Here is a 20,160-nt window from a genome sequence, read left to right as displayed (position 1 = left end):
CACGATCACCGGGTTCGGGGTCGAGACCCTGCGCGACCTCGCCGAACGCGCGGGCCTTGAGCTGCGTTTCGAGGAAATCGACAGCGAGACCTGGGGTCGGGGGCCCCGCAGCGGTGCCTATGACATCCTTCCGCCGATTTCGGTGGACGACGAGCGGCGCGCCCGGATGGATTTCTCGACCGCGATCCAGCAGTCGCCTTATTCGATCTTCACCCTGGCCGGGCAGGCCGACGGGGTTGGCGGGCTTGATGATCTGCTGGGCTATCGCGTGGGCGTGGCACAACAGAACGTCGCGCGCGTCATTGCAGAGGCCCATGGTGGCCTTGACCTGATGAGCTTTGAAACCCCCGATGAGTTGCTGACGGGGCTGCTGGAGGGCGAGGTTGACGCGATCCTCTATCCGACGATGACCGTGCGTCGCATGGCCGAGGTCAAGGGGGTGGCAAGCCGCATCGCGGAGGTGCAGCCGCCGTTCTTCGTGACCGAGCGGGCCATCGCGCTGCGGCGCGGCCTGGGTTCCGTGCGCGAGCAGCTGAACGGCGTGATACCGGGCTATCTCAGCTCCGAGGACTACCAGTCGCTTCGCCAGGAATGGCTTGAGGCCCCCGAGTTCTGGACCCCCGAGCGCCTGCGCCTGGCGCGGCTCGGCGCGGCGCTGGTGGTCGTGCTGATCGGCGCGGCCTTCCTGGTGCAGAACATCCGCGCCCGCCGCCGGGCCGAAACGATCTCGGCCCGGGAGCGGGCCGTGAACAACCGACTGGGGGCGATCCTCGACGCGACCCGCAGCGGCATCATCGGCATGACGGCGGATGGCCATGTCCAGTTCGCAAATGCCGGCGGCCGCACCATGATGGGCGAGATCGAGCGCGAGCCCCCCTTCGCCTGGCCCGAGGCCGTGGCCTTCGTCGATCCGCAAAGCCTGGTGGCCCTGCCGCCCGAGAGGAACCCGGTGCTGCGCGCCCTGGGCGGCGAGGTCCTGCGTGGAGAGACCGCCCTGATGCGCCGCGAAGGGGCGCTTGCGCCGCGCTACGTGCGGGTGTCCTCGGCCCCGGTCTCGGCGCAGGAGGCCGCCGATGTCACAACGGTGGTGATCCTTGACGACATCACCGAGCAGGAAAAGAACCGCCAGCAGATTGAACGGTCGTCGCGACTTGATGCGCTTGGCCAGCTGACCGGTGGCGTGGCCCATGACTTCAACAACATCCTCGCGACAATCGAATACGCGGTGCAGCTGGTCAAACCCGAGACCACCAAGACAGCGCTGCCCTTCCTCGACACGGTCCAGATGTCGGTTCGCCGAGGCGCCGAGCTGACGCAACGGCTGCTGGCCTTCGCCAAGCGCCAGCCCGGCCTGGAAAGCTCGGTCCCGACGGGCCAGGTGCTGCGCGACTTCGAGGAACTGGCCACACCCGCCATCGAGAAATCCATCGAACTGGTCTTCATGCCGGATGCGTCCGACCCCAAGGTCTTCTGCGATATCGGCCAGCTCGAAAACGCCCTGCTGAACCTGGTGCTGAACAGCCGCGATGCGATCGTGGGGTCGGGAATCGGCAGCCGGATCTCTGTCTCGGTGCGCAGCCTGTCCGAGGTCGACCCCCATTCCGCGCTCTACGGGCAGGATGGCGAGGGGGAGGAGCGGCAGCGCTATGTCGAGTTCTCGGTGACGGACAACGGGCCGGGGATGACCGACGAGGTCAAGCGCCGGGCGACCGATCCCTTCTTCACCACCAAGGACCAGAACGCGGGCACCGGGCTGGGCCTGTCGATGGTCTATGGCTTCGTCGAGCAGGCCCGGGGTGAAATGCGGATCTATTCCGAGCCGGGCCTTGGCACGACGGTGCGGATGATCCTGCCGCGCGGCACGGATGCGAACACCCGCGAGGCGCCAAAGCTGCGCGCCGCGGTGCCCGAGGGCGCCGGCCAGCGGATCCTGATCGTCGAGGATGAGGAAAGCCTGCTGGACATCGTCTCGGAAGTGGTGCGCGGGCTGAACTACGAGGTCGAAACCGCAAGCTCGGGACGCGAGGCGCTTAAGATGATCGAGGCGGGCCTGCCGCTGGACCTTCTCTTGACCGATGTGGTGATGCCCGGCGGGATCGGAGGCTTCGAGCTGGCGGCCGAATTGCGAAAGCGCCTGCCCGAGGTTCCGGTGATCTACATGACCGGCTACTCGGGGCTGCTGGAAAAGGACATGGGCACGGTGGTTGCGCCGACCCTGCAGAAGCCCTGCGCCCCGGCGGAACTGGGCGCGGCGCTGCAACGTGCCCTCGACGGCTAGGCCAGGATCGCACGGCCAAGGCGCGAGAGCGCGGGCCGACCAGGCCAGGCCTGCGCACTCCGGGGGGCAAGGGACGCGCAGGCCCCACCGGGCCGCCGGGTGGCGCCCTGGCCGGCGCCACCGTCGCCGGACCCGCTGCGCATCCGCCCCCTCCCCGGCATGTCCGGCATTGAAGTGCATTGACGCGCATTGACTGGCGGCCATGAGATCCGGCGCCCTTGGCTGACCTTCATGGGCCACAATTCAACATCCCGGCGCATCCCGGGGTAGACGCCCCGCTTCAGCGCCCCGAACATGTGGCACGCCTTCCGCAAACCGGAAAGCGATGTACAGGGCAAAGGACATCATGATGGCAGGCTCAGAAGGCGTGAAATCGGTCCGGCGGGCCCTCGATCTGTTGATCCTGCTGGGGGCATCCGACGACGGGTTGCGGGTCAGCGAACTGGCTCGACAGGCCGAGCTGGCCGTCTCGACCACCCATCGGTTGCTGACCACGCTGGAAAGCCAGGGGTTCGCCCAGAGCGACCCTGAAACCGCGGTCTGGCGGGTCGGTCGCACCGCCTTCACGGTTGGGCAGGCCTACGGACGGCGTCGCAGTTTCATAGCCCCCGCCCTGCCCTACCTGAAACGCCTGCGCGATCAGACCCAGGAGACTGCAAACTTCGGTATCCTGGATGGTGACTGGCTCGTCACGGTCAGCCAGGTCGAAAGCCGCCAGATCGTGCGGGCGATCTCGCCCCCCGGAGGCCACACGCCGGTGTTCTGCTCTGGCATGGGAAAGGCCCTTCTGGCGACTTGGCCCGACCCCGAAATCATCGCCCTGGCGGCACGCACCGGCCTGCGGCCCATGACGCCGCGCAGCCTGACCAGCATCGAGGCGGTCCTGGCGGACATCGCCCGGATCAGGCGGCGCGGCTACGCGGTGGACGATGAAGAACATATCCAGGGGCTGCGCTGCGTCGCGGCGGTGGTCTGGTCTCCGACCGGGGAACCGGCCTGCGCCATCTCGATTTCGGGCCTTGCGGCGCGACTTGCGCCTGAGCGCCTTGAAATCACCGGCACGCAGGTTCGCGACGCTGCGCACCAGCTGACAGAGCACCTGGGCGGCCAGGCCCCCGACCTCTTCGCCCGCAAGACGTGACGGACGGCAGGGCGCGCCGTCTCCCGCCCGGTGCCGGATGCCCTTGGTCAGGCGACCTGGCTGCGCGCCCCCTGCCCCGCGCCGGGCATCTGCGTTGCGCCGGTCAGCCGGAACTGCCCGATGGCGACGGACATGCCCTGCGCCTCTTCGTTGAGCGAGACATTGGCCGAGGACACCTCTTCCAGCATTGCGGTGTTCTTCATCGTCGCATCATCCAGACGCGACATCGACGTGTTGATCTCGGCCAGGTTCGCGGATTGCTCGACCACCTGCTCGGAAATGTTCGACATCAGCCCAGATGCATTGACGATCGAGCTCGAGATCTCGTCGATTGTCGCGCGGGTGTTGTTGACCCGTTCGAAACCGGCATCGACCTGGCGACGACTTGCCTGCACAAGCGAGGTGATCTCGTCTGCGGCCTCCTTTGATCGCCGTGCCAGGGCCCGCACCTCCGAGGCCACGACCGCGAAGCCGCGCCCTGCCTCACCTGCCCGCGCGGCCTCGACCCCGGCATTGAGCGCCAGGAGGTTGGTCTGAAAGGTAATCCCCTCGATCAGGTCGATAATCTGTTCGATCTTGCGGGCGGAGTCGCGTACCTCCTCCATGGCCTGGATGGTGCGATGCACCTCGGCGACACTATCGTCGGCGCGCTTGCAGGCATGGTTGACGACATCCCGCGCCTCGCCCGAGGCCCGGGCCGTAGCGGAAATCGAGCTGGACAGCCTGTCGACGGCCCCGGCCGTTCCCGCCAGGGTACCGGCGGTCTGTTCAGAGCGCGAAGCCAGTTCCCGCGAGACATTGGATATCTCTGCACTGGCCGCGGCAATCGACTGACCGCTGTGCGACAGCGTACTGATCGACGCTTCCAGCGTTTGGACCGCCTGGTTGAAATCGCTGCGCAGCTTTTCGTACCCCGCACTCATCTCGCCCTTGATCCGCACGGTCAGGTCACCGGTTGAAAGCCGCTCCAGGGCTGTCGCAAGGGCGCCAACGGCGGCGGACTGGGCCGCGCGATGCGCCTCGCGCTCGGCCTCGGCACGGCGCGACACCTCCTGCCGCTCGACGAGCCCGTCACGGAAGACCGTCAGGGCGCGGGCAATGCGGCCTACCTCGCCATACCTGCCCTCGAAGCCGCTGACCGGCTTCAGGTCACCGGAGGCCAGGCGCTCGGTCGTCGCGCTGATGGCCGAGAGCGGCCGCAGGATCAGCCACCAGGTCAGGAAGATCGCCCCGATCAGGACCGCAACGCAGATCAGCGCCACCTCAAGCATCCGCGCAGCCGCCGCATCGACATCCCCCGAGATGCCTCTGGCGAGGTCACGGATCTGCGCTTCACTTTCCGCCGTGAGAGCCGCGGCACTCTCGGCGATCTCAAGCACCTTGGCGACACCGGCGCCGGAGGCGTCGGCGGCGGCCCTGCGGGCCTCGAGCACCGCGAGCTGCGCTGCGACAAGGCCGGTCGCCGGATCGGCAAGGGTCGCCAGCCCGTCAAGGTCCTCGCTCACCAGGCCCCCGCCGAGGTCGCGCAGGTCCCCCAGCCGTTGCACGGCAGTCGCCAGGGCACCCGCATCCTCGCGCACCGCCGCCGGATCGCTGGCGCTGACAATCTCGATGGCTGCCGAGGTGAAGGCGCTGACAGCGGCATTCAGCGACAGCAGTTGCATCAGGAAGCCGAATTCCCGGTCCATCAGGCCCTGAATCGTGTCGCGGTTGGTGCCTGCAGCATCCTCGGCCGCAATGGCAAGCACGAAGTACAGGTCGTCCACCGCTGTCGAAAGCTGCACATCCGTGGCCTGCCGGGCCGAGAGCACCTGGTCCCGCACCGCCGCGTTCAGGCCGCGCCCGCCGGCAGAGGCGCGGCGAAAGAGGTCGAGCGCCTCGTGAAGCTGGGCAGGATCCAGCGAGAGGCTCTCGCTCTGCGCCAGGTCGTCAATCCGACCCTCCAGCCGGTCGGCGGCGCCATCGCCAAGGTCGGAAAGGATCGAAGCCATGCCCCCTTGCTGTCCCCCAGCCCCGGCCGCCAGGGCAACCCCCGTCAGCAGGTTGAGGTCGGCCCGGGTCTCGAGCACGGCCTGCAGCGCCGCGAACTCGCGGTTCACCAGGTTCGACAGGGTCGTATCGACCACCGCGATGGTCTCTTCGCCCCCCATGACCAGGTTGAAGTAGGCATCATCCGCCAGCTCGGCCAGCTTGCCCTGCAGGGCCTCGATCCGTTGCTGCATCTGCAGGATCAGCGTCGCGATGGCCGCTTCCTGCCGGAATTCCTCGGCGCGGCTGTCGGCCAGGGCTCCGAGGGCGCTGCGGACCTCGGCAATCGTCCGGTCCAGGGACTGGCGGGTGACGGGCGGCATCTGGGCCGCCCGCTCTTCCAGTGACGCCATCCTGCGGGAAATCTCGGAGCGTTGTGCCGCCAGGTCGGCGTCCGAGGCGACCAGCAGCGTCCGGGTCACCACATCCCGCGCCCCGTTTGCCGCCTGCATCAGCTGGGCGCTGCGCTGCATGCGTCCAAGCATGTCGCCGGTCAGCTTGTCCATCTGGGTCGAGATCCGGTCGAAGACCACCAGGGCGGTCCCGCCGCCAGCCCCTGCGGCCAGTGAAATGGCCAGCAGGATGAAGGTTATCTTGGTACCTATGCTTCCGGTCAGGCGTCTCAGGGCTGTCAGCATGGCTGGCTCCGCGTGGTCGTCGTCTGAAAGGGGCGCGAGGATACGACCTCGGGTCAGCTTCCCTGACCGGAGACGATCGGTTCGAAATCTCCCCCGGCGGTGATCCGGGTCAGGAAAACCTCGTCCATGCCCTGATTGTCTCCGGGGCCGAAGTGCAGGGCCACCCCGTCCAGATCCAGGTCACGCAGACCTGCAAGGGCCTTGAGATAGCCTTCGCGGGTCAGATCCTTTCCCGCGGCCTCAAGTGCGGCCAGCGCGACCCGGCCGACCATGTAGCCTTCCAGGGTCACGAAACCGGGCGTCGAGCCGGAATGTGCCGCAAAGGCTGCCTGGTAGCGGGCGACGAGGGGCAGGCCATCGTCCCAGGGGAAGGGCACCACCTGGCTGATGATCACGCCCTCGCCCGCCTCTCCCAGCTCGGCGGCCAGGGCATCGGATCCCACGAAGGAGATGTTGACGAAGGTTGGCTCGAACTTCAGCTTCCTGGAAAGCTTGATGAATTCCGCCACAGGCTTGTAGGCGCCGACGATCACCACCGCCTCGGGCTCGGCCTTGCGGAGGTCCAGCAGGGCCGACTTCACCGCCACCGTGTTGCGGGTGTAGGTGCCCTGCGCGACCAGCTGCATTCCGCGCCGGTCAAGCGCCGCGGTCACGCCATCCAGCCCGACCCGCCCGAAGCCGTCATCCTGATAGAGGATGGCGATCTGCGACATGCCCAGCCCATCGACCAGATGGGCGATCCAGGCCTCGGTCTCGGCGGCATAGGTGGCGCGGATGTTGTAGATGTTGCCAAGGCTCGCGTCGCGCAGGAACCCGGCACCGGTGAAGGGACCGATGAAGGGCAGCCCGGCCTCGGTCGCCACCGGCTGGCTGGCCGCCGAGGTCGGCGTTCCGACCGGCCCGATCAGCCCGAGATGGGCATCGCCCTGCACGATGTCGCGCAGATGCGCGGCCGAGCGGTCGGGTTCGTAACCGTCATCGAAGGCCTCGAGCAGGACCTGCCGACCATGGACGCCGCCGGAGGCATTGGCCTCGGCAAAGGCGGCCTCGATCCCGGCCTTCATCCCCAACCCCAGGGCCGAGGCCGGGCCATCCATGGCCGCGACCTGCGCGAAGGTCACCGAACTGTCGGTCACACCCTGCCCGGCCTGGATCAGGCCAGCGGGGCAACATGCCAGAGCGGCGGCGAAGAGGGTCGTGCGAAGGCGCATCGTGATCTCCTGGGCTTTGAGCTGCGCAAACCTAGGAGACCGGACCTTAATGCTTCCTCAAGCGGGCCGGGCCTTTCGCCCGCGCCCCGGATCTTTCTGCCGAAAATTCAATTGGCCCCGCAGCCCCCAGCCTTTCAGCCGTAGGGTTCGATCCTGTCCGCCGACAGCGCATAGCCGATCTGGGCGAGCTGGGTGCCGGTGGCCGCGGTGCCGAACATCCCGGTGACATTGACCGGCTCGTAGAGGCCCTTGCTCTCGTAGGGCCGCTCGGTGGTGACGAAGACAAGCTGGTTGGCCGGCGGCGGCGGTACGTGAATGCAGGCCCCTACGAAGGGCGCCAGGATGAAGGCGGTGATTCCCGTGGCATCGAAGTCCAGCGGCACGACGAAGCCCGGCAGACGGACGATCTTGCCGTTGTAGTCGGTCGTGACGGCGGCGGCTTCTTCCTGGTCGAAACCGGTCGACAGCCCGCCGGCCTGGTCGTGCTCGACCACCCCGAGCTGACGCAGCGCAGAGAGCGACATCCCGCCGTCCCCCCCCGGGATCAGGTCGGACCATTCCAGCGAGATGACCTCTTCGCGGGCGGCCAGTGGCAGCGGCAGGCCGAGTGCGGCCAGGGCCGCCAACAGCTCTCGTCTCGTGGTCAGCATCGGATCCTCTCTTGCCGCGACTCGGGTCGGGGGCAGTTTATCACCCGGCAGGGCGTGACACATGGTGACAATGGTGTGCGCGCCGAGGTGGCGCCGATGGTGCTCATACCCTGACCGTCATGCCGTCGCTGAGCGACATCCTGTAGGCACGCCAGGCCGGGGCCAGGCTGACCACCAGAGCGGCCACCAGCACGAGGCCCATCACCCAGAGCTCGCGCAGGCTGGGCGCGGTGATGCGCAGGTAGATCCCGAAACTGTCGTCGATCCAGCCCCGGAAGGCGAAGAGACCGCCATAGAGCAACGCCATCCCCAGAAGCACGCCAAGCGCCGCCATCAACAGGGCCTCGAGCGAGAGCAGGGCCAGTATGGTCCAGGGGCGCGCCCCGACGGCGCGCAGGATCGCCATCTCGCGCCGGCGCTCGGCAAGGCCCGAGAAGATCATCGCCGCCATGCCCAGAAGCGCGGTCGCCACCACCATGGCCGAAACACCGACCAGAGCGGTCTCGGCCACGCCGATCAGGTCCCAGAGCTCCTGCAGGGTGACCCCGGGCAGGATCGCCAGCAACGGCTCTTCGGGGTAGTCGTTGATCCAGCGTTGCAGGCCGAAGATCTGCAACCGGGACGTGGTGCCGATCATCGCCGCCGTCACCGCGCCGGGGGTCAGCTCCATCTGCCGGACGGCATCGGCGCCAACCTGCTGCCCGGGTATCCGGGCACCGTTCTTCCAGTCGACATGGATCGCCTCGATCGCCTCTAGGCTGACGAAGACCGTGCGGTCGACCGGCGTGCCGGTGCGCGCCAGCACCCCGGACACCCGGAAGGGCTTGTCGTCATGTTCGGTGAAAGACGCCAGACCATGCGCCACCACGATCTGCTGGTCCGTCCGATAGCCCAGCTCTGCCGCCACATCCGCGCCGACCACCGCATCGAAGAGATCGTCGAAGCGCGCGCCCTCCGCCATCTCCAGTCCGCGCCCACCCCGGTACTTGTAGCGGTCGAAGAACTCGGCGCTGGTGCCCATGACGCGGAAACCGCGATGGCTGTCGCCCAGCGAGATCGGCACGATCCACTCGACCTCGGGTCGGGCGGCGATGTCTTGATAGCTTTCCCACGTCAGGTTGTTGGTGGCATTGCCGACCCGGAAGACGGAATAGAGCAGTAGCTGCACCCCGCCCGAGCGCGCCCCGACGATCAGGTCAGTATCCGAAATCGTGTCGGCAAAGCTCGCCTTCGCCCCGGTCCGCACCTTCTCGACCCCGAGAAAGAGCGCAACGGACAGGCTGATGGCGAAGATCGTCAGCCCGACGGTGATTCGGCGGCTGAGCAGAGATTGCCAGGCCAAGGCGGGTAGCAGCATGTGTGTCTCCTGCCGGCGCCCCTCCGTTCGGGGGTGGGCGCCGGGGTGTCATTGGATCAGTCGAGCTTCAGTTCGGCCCCGGCAGCGCTGACCTCGGCGGCGCCGGCGCCGCTGTCGGTGACATACTGCGCCTCGATCTCATGGGCATTCGGGAAGGCACCGAAGAAGGGGAAGCCGATCTGCGTCAGCGCGCCGGTATCGGCGCACTCGAAGCTGTAGGCCGCGTGGAACTCACTGTGGCCACCGTGATCGTCGTCATGGTGGTCTTCATGGTCGTGCCCCTCTTCGGCATGATGATCGTGATCATCATCATGCACATGGGCGCCGGACTCCAGCTCGGCCGAGGCCGAGATCAGGCTGCACCCGGCCGCCGGCGGCAAGGCGAAGAGCGTCGCGCCCTCCTTCAGCCGGGCGATGGCCGCCTCGACAGCGGCCTTGTCATCGTCGCTTTCAGCCGCGTGTTCGAAGCCCACGATATCGGCCCCGGGAGAGCGCAGCATCATTTCCAGACGACCGTCCTCGATGGCCAGCTCCAGCTTGCTGACACCGTGGACATGGGCGCCCAGCTCGCGGTGTTCCTGGGCATGCGCCAGCGGTGCAATCAGTCCGGCCATGGCGGTCAGGGCAATCCGTTTCATTCTCTCTATCCCTCGCAGTGCGGAGTTTCGGTACGTTATATCATGTCACCAACAGGGCCGCCAAGGCCACCCTGCAGCGCGGTTCAGCCAGCCCCGCGAGTCGTCATGGCGATCTCGGACAGGTCCAGCACCCGGTCAAAGCGCCCGGACAGGCGGGCGTCATGGCTGACCATCAGCAGGGTTGCGCCCTGGGCCTCGGCCTGGGTCATCAACAGGTCGAGGAACGCGCCCTGCCGAGCCGTATCAAGAGCCGAGGTCGGCTCATCCGCTACGATCAGGGCAGGCGCCCCGATCAGGGCGCGGGCGGCCGCGACGCGCTGCTGCTGACCGATGCTCAGTTCGGCGGCACGGGCGCCGGTGACCAGATCGTCCTGAAGTCCGAGCGCCCCGGTCAGCCGCAGCGCCTCGGCACGCGGGTCGGTCACGCGGCGGCGCCGGTCCGGCGCAAAACTCAACGGCAGCAGGATGTTCTCGAGCGGAGAGGCATAGGGGAGCAGGTTGAACATCTGGAAGATGACGCCGATCCGCTCGGCACGGAAGCGATCGCGGGCCGGCGCGGACAGGTCGGCCAGCGCAGTGCCATCAACCATGACGCTGCCGCGATCCGGCGCGTTGATGCCGCAGATCAGGCTGAGCAGCGTCGACTTGCCGGTGCCGCTTTCGCCCAGCAGGAAGACCTTTTCCCCTCGCCCGACTCGGAACTCCGGCACCTCGAGCCGAAACGAGGTGCGCCCCGGCCAGGCGAAGCGCAGAGTCTCCAGGCGGATCGCCTCGGGCCGTCCGCCAGCGGCCTCGATGCGCGTCATGTCGGGCTGGGCCATCGGTTGCTCCTGCCGGGCCGCCGGGCCCTGGTGGTGTAATGATATTACGTATCTGTCAAAGCCGGATGTAGAAGTCAACACCTTCCCCCCACGCAAACGAAAACGCCCCCCGGCCTGGACCGGAGGGCGCCTTTCCGCAGACGGGTCGCGGATCAGAAGTAGCTGGTGAACTTCAGCTCGAGGAAGCTGTCGTTGTCGATGAAGGCCAGCGGATCGTTGAAGCCGTTTGTGTCGACATGGGTGGCGTTCATCTGGATGCTGGTCGCATCCGTCAGGCGGGTGCTCAGGCCGAGGGTGTAGAGGCGCGCCTGGCTGTCGATGTCATGGAAGACACCCATCTTAAGCTCGGTCGCGTTGGTATTGTTGAAGCGATAGTTGAGGCCGAGGAAGACGTCGTTCTCGAAGACGGTGAGCGGCTGCACCGGGCTGCGGTCATCATAGAGATATTCGACCGCCACGGTCAGGTCGCCCTTGCCGGCGAAGAAGTTGTTGAAGGTGTAGTCGCCCCCCACCACGGCCGACAGGTAGTCCCCGGAAGAAGTCTCGTGGTGGGACGCTTCGAACCGCAGCTGCAGGTCGTTGATCGCATAGACGCCCGAGAGGCCGAACTGCTCGACCTTCTGGTAATAGGGAACGACCCCCAGCACCGGCTGGTTCGACAACAGCGCCAGCAGGTCGTCGGCCAGGTCCGGGTCGATCAGGTCGAGGATGTCGTCGATGATCGAAGTATCCGGGTCGAGACCGCCCAGGTCCAGGTCGAGCCCCGCTTCATAGGCCAGCTTGATCAGCTCGTTGGCCTGGTTGCAGATCGCCTCGGTGACGGTGCCGAAGGAGGCGACACAGCCCGGCAGGCCGACGGCCTCGCGGCTGGTGCCGTTGAAATAGGTCGCCTGAAGGTCAAGCGAGCCGCCGCCGATGTCGAAGAAGCCCGAGTAGCGCAGCGCCAGGTCGACCTTGCGCTCGTTCTCGCTCTCTTCGTATTCCGCGCGCGAGGAGTCCCATTCCAGCGGCGAGCGGAACCGCGCGCCATCGCCGTCGGCATAGGTCGGTTCGGTGAAGCCGAGCAGGGCATAGGCGCTGAACGTGCCGACCGCGGTCGAGTAGTTCAGGTTGACCATCGGCGTGCCGAGAAGCGAGTCCTCGATCATCGGGTCGGCATTGTTGGTCGGGTTCATGACATTCATGACCGACCGGCTTTCTGCGACACCCCAGTTCTCGGTGTGGTAGCCTGCCAGCAGGCTCCAGTTGCCGAAGCTGGCCGAGTAGTTCAGCTCGGCCGGATTGAACATGTTGCGGGTGCCGGTGCTCTCGACAAGGCCGCTCAGATCGAAGTTGAGCTGCCCCGTCCCCAGCGGCTGGGACCCGTTGATGTTCAATTCCAGCGACCCTTCCGGCCCGCTGTCGGACTGGTTGGCATAAAGCCCGTCCTCGAAGTAGTGGCGCACCCCGAAGGTCACGCTGGCATTGATGCTCGCATCCTGCGCCTGCGCCTGTCCCGCCAGTGCCGCGCAGATAAATCCTGCGGAAATTGCCGCGGACTTTCCCCCCGAGAGAATCGACATAAATCACTCCAGTCTCTGATTGGCAGCAGGTTTAGCGTTCCGGGCCAATGGCACACGCTTAATCTGGACAATTCGTGCGTGTACGGAAGATCCGATGCGCCGATGCCACAATCGACACTCAGAAGTTGTATACAGGCCACCTTTGCCGTCTATTTTCAGGACGTTTTCGCATGCTCAACGCATTGCGGGCCCGGCGAGGGAACCGCCGGGCCCGGAGCTGATCAATGGCTTTCGGGGGGTCACAGACCCTTGCGCAGGGAATTGACCGTGAGGTCATTGGGATTGACGCCCTGATTGAAACGGAAATTGTCCCAAGTCAGCGTCGTGCCCTTGCCGGTGAGATGATTGCTCATTTCCATTCTCGAGGCGCGCCAGTACTTGCCCTGGTGCTGCCGATAGCCCGAAACCACCATGGTCTTCAGGTGGGCTTCGCGGCGATCATAGTATTCGACCTTCTGGATCAGGTGCCGCGCCTGGTCGATCCAGACCCGCTCGAAGCTGTAGGCAGAGCTGCCCTTGGGGAAGCGGTCGATCACGTCGCAGCTGCCCCCCGCCGGGCAAGGCGCGGTCTGCACCCAGTTGAAGTCGTACTTGTCGGAATCCTGGTCGACCATGTCCTCGTAGGCAAATTCGCTCCCAACGAACGAGCCGGACCGCCCCGAGGACGTGATCCGCCGCACCTTCGAGACCGCCGGCAGGTAGAGCCACTGGTCATCGTCCTGCCCGCCGGCGTGGGAATGGGTCAGCAACGCGGTGTTGCGGATGTCGCCGGGCCACAGGAAGGTCAGCACCGAGCGCCCCTCGTCCGGGCCGGTCTCGACCGAGCGGGCCTCGAAACGGCGCGTGCTGGTCTGCCCGTTGCGGGTGGTCAGGATCATCTCTCCCTGGGCAGCCTGGTCTCGGAAGCCGGGTTCCTGGCCGACCTGCTGTGCGATGCGCAGCCCCTTCTCCTGCGTGGTTTCGGCGCTGGCGGCCCCCAGGCCGAGGGCAAGCACCGCAACGAGAGCGGTGGTTCGGGCGATGAGCGTGGTAAACATTATGTCCTGGTCCTGTCGAAGCTGAGAAGCAGTGCGGGAAGAAAGAGCAGATCGGCCAGCAGGGCGAAGCCGATCACGATGGCGGTCAGCGCGCCAAGGTGCTGGTTGATGGCAAAGCCCGAGGTCGCCATGGTCATGAACCCGATCGCCAGGCAGATGGAGGTGACGATCACGGCAGACCCAACGACGCGGAAGGTCTCGTGAAGGGCGTCGACCGTGGAGCGTCCCTTCTTCCGTCCGTCCAGATAGTGCATCAGGAAGTGGACGGTGTCATCCACCACGATCCCGAATGTCATGGTTGTGACCACGGTCGAGCCCAGGTTCACGTCCCGGAAGGTGATCCCCCAGAGGCCGAAGGCGATGATCGCCGGCAGCAGGTTGGGCGCCAGGCTGATCAGCCCCATGCGGATGTTGCGCAGGGTGGCCATCATGATCAGCGAGACCAGCACCAGCACCAGCAGCAACCCGGCCAGCATCTGCGAGTTGTTGCGCTCGGAGACGGTCGAGAAGGCAAAGGAGATCCCCGCCGCATGGGCCTGGGTCGCGGGCGTGTTCGCCGCCATCCAGGCTTCGGCGGCCTCTCCGAGCTGGCGCACCTCGTCGCTGTGCTCGGCCCGCATCAGCACCACCACGCGGGTGCTCTGCCGGTCGACGTCGATGGACGAGTTCAGGTCCAGCCCGACGGGCAGCGAGAGCTCGTAGAACATCATCAGCTGGGCATTGGCCTCGCGACTGTCGCCGATGGTCTCGAAAGCGGGGTCATCGTCGTTCATCGACATGTTCAGCCGCTTGATGATCTGGGTCAGGCTGGTGACGCCGACCACGTTGTCCTGGGTCTCGATCCAGGTGGTGAAGCGGTCGATGTCACGCAGGAAGTCCGGATCGAAGACCGAGGCCCCCTCGGGCGCGGTGAACGAGAACTGCAGGTTGTCGAGCCCGGTCAGGTGCTGCTGGATGGCATCGGAATCCTGGCGGAACTCGAACCGGTCATCGAAGTAGCGCACCAGGCTGTCGTCGTATCCGATCCGCGTCACACCGAAGACAGAGACCAGGATCAGCGCCAGGAAGCCGAAGATCCAGCCACGACGGTGGTGGATCGCCAGATCGGCCAGGCGCCGCATCATCCCTTCGCGCAGCGGCAGACGGTCGCCCCCCCGGGCCCGGCTGGCGCGCAGGGCCAGCGGAAGGATGGTGAAATTGGCGAACATGCCGATGATCAGCCCGAAGGCGACGATATTGCCCATGTCCTGCAACGGCGGCGCCTCGGCGAAATTGAGGCCGAGGAACCCGATCGCCGTGGTCACCGTGGTCACCAGCACCGGCGCCAGGTTCTCGGAAACCGCGTGATGCAGCGCGGCGGCGCGGTCGGAACGGTCCAGCTCTCGGAACCAGCTGAGGATCAGGTGGATGCACGAGGCCGCCGTCAGCACCATGACCGCCATCGGCGAGATCGCCGTGCCCGCCGTCAGTTCGATGCCGAGGAAACCGGTGAAGCCGAAGGTGGCCAGCGTGCCGAACAGCACCACCACCGCCGCGCCACCGACCGCCAGCGGCACCCGCAGGAAGTAGAGCAGCAGCGAGATCACCAGCAGGAAGGCGATCGGCACCAGCGTCAGGATGTCCTGCCTGGCCGCCTCGGCAAGGGTCAGCCCGCCCAGCACATCGCCGGTCATGCGGATCTCGTAGCCCGGGTAGCGCTCGGCCCAATCCGCCTTCATCTGGTCCAGATAGGTCAGCAACTCGTCCCGCCGCGCCTCGAAGTCATCCGACAGCACGGTGTTGAGCGAGATGCCATAGGCCTTCAGGTCCTCGGCCACCAGCCGGTTGCGCAGCTCGGCACTGCCCGAAACCACCTCTCGGAACCGCGCGGCGACCTCGGGGGTCACCTCGGCGTACTCGTCCAGCAAGGGTTCGACGAGGATGTCATCACCCTCGGTCCGGCTGTGGTTGAAGTTGGCCGGCGAGTCGACGCGCAACGCGAAGGGCGCCTGCCAGACATCTGCCGTCATCTGCTTCAGCGCTTCCAGCGTCTGTACCTGGAACATCTCGCCCTCGGGGGGCTTGACCATGATCAGGAAGCCGCTGGACCCGGTGTAGAGGTTCGACAGCTCTTCGAGGTCGCGGGTTTCCCGGTTGTCGCGACCGAAGAACGAAGCGTTGTCGGCCGAGAACCGCAGCGCGGGAATGCCCGCCGCCAGTGCCAGCACGATCACCACCACGAGGGCGCTGAGTTTCTTGAGGTGGCGCAGAAGGAAGTCCGCGACCCGGTCGGATGTTGTCATGATGCCCTGTCAGTCACTCTGAGGTCCTTGTGGAGTAGCCGTAGCGCTGGAAGTACGCGGCCCACTCCTGCTCGATCCGCGCGGCCAGCGCAGGGGGGAGCCTTGGCTTGCCGGCCTTGTAGCCCCGGCGCGCCTCGATCATGCGGTCCAGCCCCGGCTCGATGGCCGCAAAGCTGTCCAGCCCCAGGTCCGCATAGGCCTGGCGCAGCACCGGCTTGGTGTTCTCGCGCAGGTCCTCGTAGCGCAGCAGCGTATAGTTCCCCTCGGGGATCAGGTGCCTCTGCCGGTCGAAGGCCTGGTGGAATTCGGGCAGCACCCGCAGGGCGCCGTCCAGCTGCTCCTCCGGGTCGGGCATGACCTTCAGCACGGTCTGGGTGGCCGTCATCGCCTCGGAGGAATGCAGGTAGGAGGCTGCCACCGCGTAGGGATCGCGCACGATATGAATGAACTTGGCATTCGGGAACTGCCGCAGCACCTCGGCGATGCGCATGGTATGAGCCGGGGACTTCAACAGCAGCTGCTTGCCCGGCGCGGTGTATTGAACCTTGGTCAGGAAGCGGATCCAGGTATCGCGCCAGTGCTGGCGGTCGGCCTCGGGCAGACCCTCCAGGTCCCAGGTCACCCGGGGGTCCGCGGTATTGCCGTAGGACAGGGTGCGGATGATCGAGGCCGCCCCGGCCACAGCCAGCGCGACCTCGTCTTCCTCCGAGGTATCTGCCTCGAGCGCCACGGCATCCATCGGCCGGTGTTCCGGCAGCCAGAGCCTCTCGAGCCGCCGCATGACCGGGCTGAGCACCAGGAAGCTTTCCGGCATGAAGACCTGCAGCGAGGTCGGGGCGGTGAAACGCGGATCGTTGGACAGAAGCTGGTGCAGCCAGGTGGTGCCCGAGCGCCAGAAGCCCAGCACGAAGACCGGATCGGGCTCGATCCTCACCCGCGCAAGGGCCCGTCCGTGGACCGCCTGGCTGAGCGCCGCCATCAGCGAATTGCCCAGGCTCAGCGCGGTGACCGAGGCAAAGAGGCCGGGGCGGATATGCGCCCGGTTGGCCCACTGGCCGCGCGACATCTGCCGCCAGGCGGCGAAGGTCATGCCATGCCAGAGCCTGGGCATGTTGGGCGAATAGTCATAGTCGCGCGGATTGGCGGGCACCATGCGGGCGGGATCGACGAGGGCAACGGGGGCAACGGGGCGTTTCGACATCAGCGGATCTCCGCGCCGATCAGGTCCAGCGCCAGCAGGTCGCAGATGCCCTGGGAAAGGGTTTCCATCTCGGCGGGGGTATAGGCGTCGATATCCCAGCCCAGCCCGAAGGCGCATGTCTCCAGATCGTCCATTCCGATCACCTGCAACTCGTCAATGGTGTCCACCTCGCGATCGATGGCGAGCGGCGTGAAGGAATGCGCTCCGAAGCGCATGGTCTCGCAGGCCGGATCTCGAAGCTGCGCTTGAAGACCGAGGTCTTCTCGCGGCGGGTGGCCGGGGCGAACAGGTGGCAAACTGGCGGGGATATGCCCCTGCGTCAATCATCTGCCGCTCCAGCCGGCTGCCGCGCCGGGCGGAGTTGGCAGGCAGATGCGCGATGGCCTCGAGCACGCCGCGATAGACCCGGCCGGCCCGGTCGAAGGCATCCTGCCCGCCATCGGCGCGGCAGATCGCGAAGGGATCCAGCGTGTGATCGCCGCAATAGCTGGCAAGGGCGGGCCCAGTCCGGGTGGGGGCGAAGCTGTAGATCAGCCAGTCCATGCCGCAGATCTGGCAGAGGCCTTCCAGGCATGCCCCAAATACAAGATCCCGCGGCAGCAGGCCGCGCTCGGCCGCCCTCTCCGTCAGCCGCCGGGCGCTTTCGGAGCTGACCCGTGCCGTCAGGCCCAGCGTATCCCGGAAGCCGACCTGAAGATGCAGCGGAGACAGCCCCTTGGCGCGACGACCGACCTCGGGCGCGGGCGGAGCCTGCCAGCGGGCCAGGTAATCCTGGTGCGACACCGCCGAACCGGGGATCGGCAGGCCCAGCATGTACTTGAACAGGTCTTCGGCCAGCACGACCATGCCGTAGCCATCGGTCAGCGCATGGTGGATGCGCCAGACCACCACGTCGCCCCGGCTGCCGCATGTCAGCAGGATCAGCTCGACGAGTTGTCTCTCGAGGATGTCCATCGGCTGCCGGGCGATACGCTGAACCTCGGCCTGGAAGGCCGTGTCGTCGGCGATCTCGGTCAGGTCAATCTCGGTCAGCTGGTAATCGCTGACCGGGTTCATCACGCCCTGCCAGCGCCCATCCTCCTGCACGAAACGCATCCGCAGGGGATCGTGCCGCCGCACCAGCTTCTGGAACGCACGGCCCAGGCGTCCCCGGTCGGCCAGTGGCCGGACCTGGGTCGCGAAGGCCGGCAACCAGCGGCGCGCGCTGACCGGCGTGCAGGTCGGATCGGTCAGCTGGCGGATCTGATAGTGCTGCCACAGGCTGACCGGCACCAGATCCGCAGAGATCACACCCATGTCCATTCTTCCGTGGTTCCTTGCCGTCCTGACGGTCCGGCGGGCTTCGCCGGCGTCCCCGCGTTGATCGGGTTCCGCCCGGTCACCGACCGGACGGAGCTGTTTCCCAGGCGCCGAGATCACTCGGCCGGGACGGCCTCGGGGCTGAGGGCCAGGGCAATGGCCTCGGCCTGGGCCTCGGTCACCACGTCGACGTCGCGGACAAGGCGCAGCTCGTCCTCGCCGATCTCCAGCACGAGGTCGTAGCCTGCCACCGCCGAGGCCGAGGCCGCGCCGCCGCGCAACACCGCGATCTGGAAGGGGTGCCCGTTCCAGCCCCGGATCTGCCTGGTGAAGACCTTCGCCGCCGCGGTGCTGCCGAAGCGGCCATGGCCCGACGCCGCCGCCAGCACCCGCGTCAGCCGCGCCAGCGCCAGCTTCTCGGGCAGGTCGGTTTCCACCAGCACCGGCTGATCGACCTCGAAGGGACCGACCGCAGCACCCTCGGGCAGCTGCTGCCGCGTCGCCTCGATGCGGGTCATCAGCACATTGCCGGTCGAGCCGGTGGCCCGGCGCAGCGCGCGCGCAAAGTCCAGCAACAGGGCCGGTTCGCTCTGCGGCGCTGCCAGCGGGATGCGGGTCACCGCCGCCGCGCCGCGATCCCGGCCCAGGCCGACGGGCAGCAGGGCGCGGGCACGCCGGTCGAAGGGCACCTGCCCTGCCCCGGCGCGCAATGCGTACCACCAGAAGGCACGGTCGTTCTGCCCCTCGGCACTGTCCTCGTCGTAGTGCGCGCCGGACAGGGCTGCGGTCACCGCCGCCGCCGGACAGGCTGGCGCCAGGGTGCCACCCGCGAGCAACGTCTCGAGCTCTGCCAACAGCAGCCTGGCCGAGTCCAGGTCGCCGACCGCCTGATGCAGCATCAGCGTGACCTCTCGCGCGCCGACCCCCAGCAGGACCAGTTGACCGGCGGCCACGTCGGGCACCCAAGGCAGGGTCTCCAGCACCTGCGGCGCCCCATCTAGCTGCAGCGCCAGCGCCTCGCCCGCGCCCTCGGGGCGCAGCTTCAGCAGGGCGTGCCGGTCGGCCAGCACGGCCATGGCCCCCGAGGCGGCGGCCAGATCGGTGGCAATCGGCGCGGTGAGCACATGGAACAGCGACAGCCGCCCGGCGTCCGAGTTCATCGGCGCCAGCGAGGCACGCAGCAGCCCCATCTGGCGGTCAGAGCCGAGAACGCCGCGCTGGCTCTCCTCACCCCTGTCCTCGCCCTCGGCGCCGGCCTCTTGCGCAATGGCGGCATTTGCCTCGGCCTCGACCATCGCGGCGATCTCCTCTTCGAGGATCGTGGCGAATTCGTCGATCGAGGGCGCCGCCAGGAATCGCGACACCGGCATCGAGAAATCAAGCGCCGTCTCGACGCGCATCTTCAACTCGAAGGACGAAAGCGAGTCGAGCCCCAGCTCGGACATCGGCCGGTCGGACTGGATCGTCGCCTTGTCGATCTTCAGCACGTTGGCGACCTCGTCCTTGAGGAACTCGATGGCCTCGGCGCGCAACTCGGCCCCGGTCAGCGCCATCAGGCGTGCCCGCACCTCGCCGCCGCCCGAGCCGTCCTTCTGCAACAGCGGCGCCATGCGGGGGCTGCCGCCAAGCGCCGTGTTGGCCCGGGCGATCTGCCCCCAGTCGGCCTTGGCATAGCAGAAGCCCGCCACGTCGCGGGAAACGGCGAGCTCCATGCCCATGTCGGTTTCCTGGTCGCTCAGACCATGCAGGCCGACCGATTCCAGGTAGCTGGCCATGCCGTCCGAGCGGGCGACGAAGCCCGACTCGGCCATGGCACCCCAGTTGATCGCGGTGCCGTTCAGGCCAAGGCTGTCGCGGTAGCGGGCCAGCGCGGTCAGGAAGGCGTTGGCGGCGACGTAGTTGCCCTGCCCGCCCGAGCCGATGACCTCGGCGATGGAGGAGAAGCCGATCAGGAAGTCGGGCTGAACCCCCGCCTTCTGGAAGGCGCGGTGCAGGATCCAGCCGCCCAGCACCTTGG

15 protein-coding genes are annotated in these 20,160 nt (G+C 67.1%); 2 read left to right on the top strand and 13 right to left on the bottom strand.

Annotated features, from left to right (window positions below; genetic code table 11):
• Positions 1-2,278, top strand: a 2,278-nt coding sequence (locus tag OS124_RS0107670) for a response regulator (protein WP_010138893.1), incomplete at its 5' end; no start/stop codon positions are given.
• A gap of 349 nt (positions 2,279-2,627) precedes the next feature.
• Positions 2,628-3,419 (top strand): IclR family transcriptional regulator, encoded by a 792-nt coding sequence (locus OS124_RS0107665; RefSeq protein WP_138919463.1) that lies wholly within the window; start codon positions 2,628-2,630, stop codon positions 3,417-3,419.
• Positions 3,420-3,466: 47 nt separating this feature from the next.
• Here OS124_RS0107665 and OS124_RS24020 read toward each other — a convergent pair whose 3' ends face one another.
• From OS124_RS24020 to OS124_RS24015, 13 genes are all read right to left on the bottom strand, one after another.
• Positions 3,467-6,085: a methyl-accepting chemotaxis protein gene (locus tag OS124_RS24020; protein ID WP_010138891.1), complete on the bottom strand. Its 2,619-nt coding sequence runs from the start codon at positions 6,083-6,085 to the stop codon at positions 3,467-3,469.
• 53 nt (positions 6,086-6,138) lie between these two features.
• On the bottom strand, positions 6,139-7,296 hold the full coding sequence (locus OS124_RS0107655; protein WP_010138890.1) for an ABC transporter substrate-binding protein: 1,158 nt from the start codon (positions 7,294-7,296) through the stop codon (positions 6,139-6,141).
• A gap of 134 nt (positions 7,297-7,430) precedes the next feature.
• On the bottom strand, positions 7,431-7,946 hold the full coding sequence (locus OS124_RS0107650) for a DUF3299 domain-containing protein (protein WP_010138889.1): 516 nt from the start codon (positions 7,944-7,946) through the stop codon (positions 7,431-7,433).
• Between the two features lie 103 nt (positions 7,947-8,049).
• Entirely contained in the window at positions 8,050-9,303 is a 1,254-nt protein-coding gene (locus OS124_RS0107645; RefSeq protein WP_010138887.1) for an ABC transporter permease, read from the bottom strand.
• 56 nt (positions 9,304-9,359) lie between these two features.
• Positions 9,360-9,941, bottom strand: coding sequence for a DUF2796 domain-containing protein (locus tag OS124_RS0107640; RefSeq protein ID WP_010138886.1), 582 nt, complete (start codon positions 9,939-9,941; stop codon positions 9,360-9,362).
• An 83-nt stretch (positions 9,942-10,024) separates the two neighbouring features.
• A complete protein-coding gene (locus tag OS124_RS0107635) occupies positions 10,025-10,762 on the bottom strand; it encodes an ABC transporter ATP-binding protein (RefSeq protein ID WP_010138885.1) in 738 nt (245 codons plus the stop codon).
• Between the two features lie 152 nt (positions 10,763-10,914).
• Positions 10,915-12,324 (bottom strand): hypothetical protein, encoded by a 1,410-nt coding sequence (locus OS124_RS0107630; RefSeq protein WP_010138884.1) that lies wholly within the window; start codon positions 12,322-12,324, stop codon positions 10,915-10,917.
• Positions 12,325-12,563: 239 nt separating this feature from the next.
• Positions 12,564-13,361: an outer membrane lipoprotein-sorting protein gene (locus OS124_RS0107625; protein ID WP_010138883.1), complete on the bottom strand. Its 798-nt coding sequence runs from the start codon at positions 13,359-13,361 to the stop codon at positions 12,564-12,566.
• Positions 13,361-15,643, bottom strand: coding sequence for an efflux RND transporter permease subunit (locus OS124_RS0107620; RefSeq protein ID WP_010138882.1), 2,283 nt, complete (start codon positions 15,641-15,643; stop codon positions 13,361-13,363). The genes OS124_RS0107625 and OS124_RS0107620 overlap by 1 nt, the downstream gene beginning before the upstream one ends.
• A 13-nt stretch (positions 15,644-15,656) precedes the next feature.
• Positions 15,657-16,844 carry a sulfotransferase family protein gene (locus OS124_RS0107615; protein WP_010138881.1) on the bottom strand — a complete coding sequence of 396 codons (1,188 nt, stop codon included), beginning with the start codon at positions 16,842-16,844 and terminating at the stop codon, positions 15,657-15,659.
• On the bottom strand, positions 16,844-16,978 hold the full coding sequence (locus tag OS124_RS28170) for a hypothetical protein (RefSeq protein WP_272941947.1): 135 nt from the start codon (positions 16,976-16,978) through the stop codon (positions 16,844-16,846). Before OS124_RS28170 ends, OS124_RS0107615 begins: the two co-directional genes overlap by 1 nt.
• A 19-nt stretch (positions 16,979-16,997) precedes the next feature.
• Complete coding sequence (locus OS124_RS0107605; protein WP_168161445.1) at positions 16,998-18,140, bottom strand: condensation domain-containing protein; 1,143 nt, start codon at positions 18,138-18,140, stop codon at positions 16,998-17,000.
• 119 nt (positions 18,141-18,259) lie between these two features.
• Positions 18,260-20,160, bottom strand: a 1,901-nt coding sequence (locus OS124_RS24015) for an acyl carrier protein (protein WP_010138879.1), incomplete at its 5' end; no start/stop codon positions are given.

Origin of the sequence: Oceanicola sp. S124 (assembly GCF_000220565.1) — a bacterium.
Classification (GTDB): domain Bacteria; phylum Pseudomonadota; class Alphaproteobacteria; order Rhodobacterales; family Rhodobacteraceae; genus Pseudooceanicola.
This window is presented reverse-complemented; position numbering and strand designations above follow the sequence as displayed.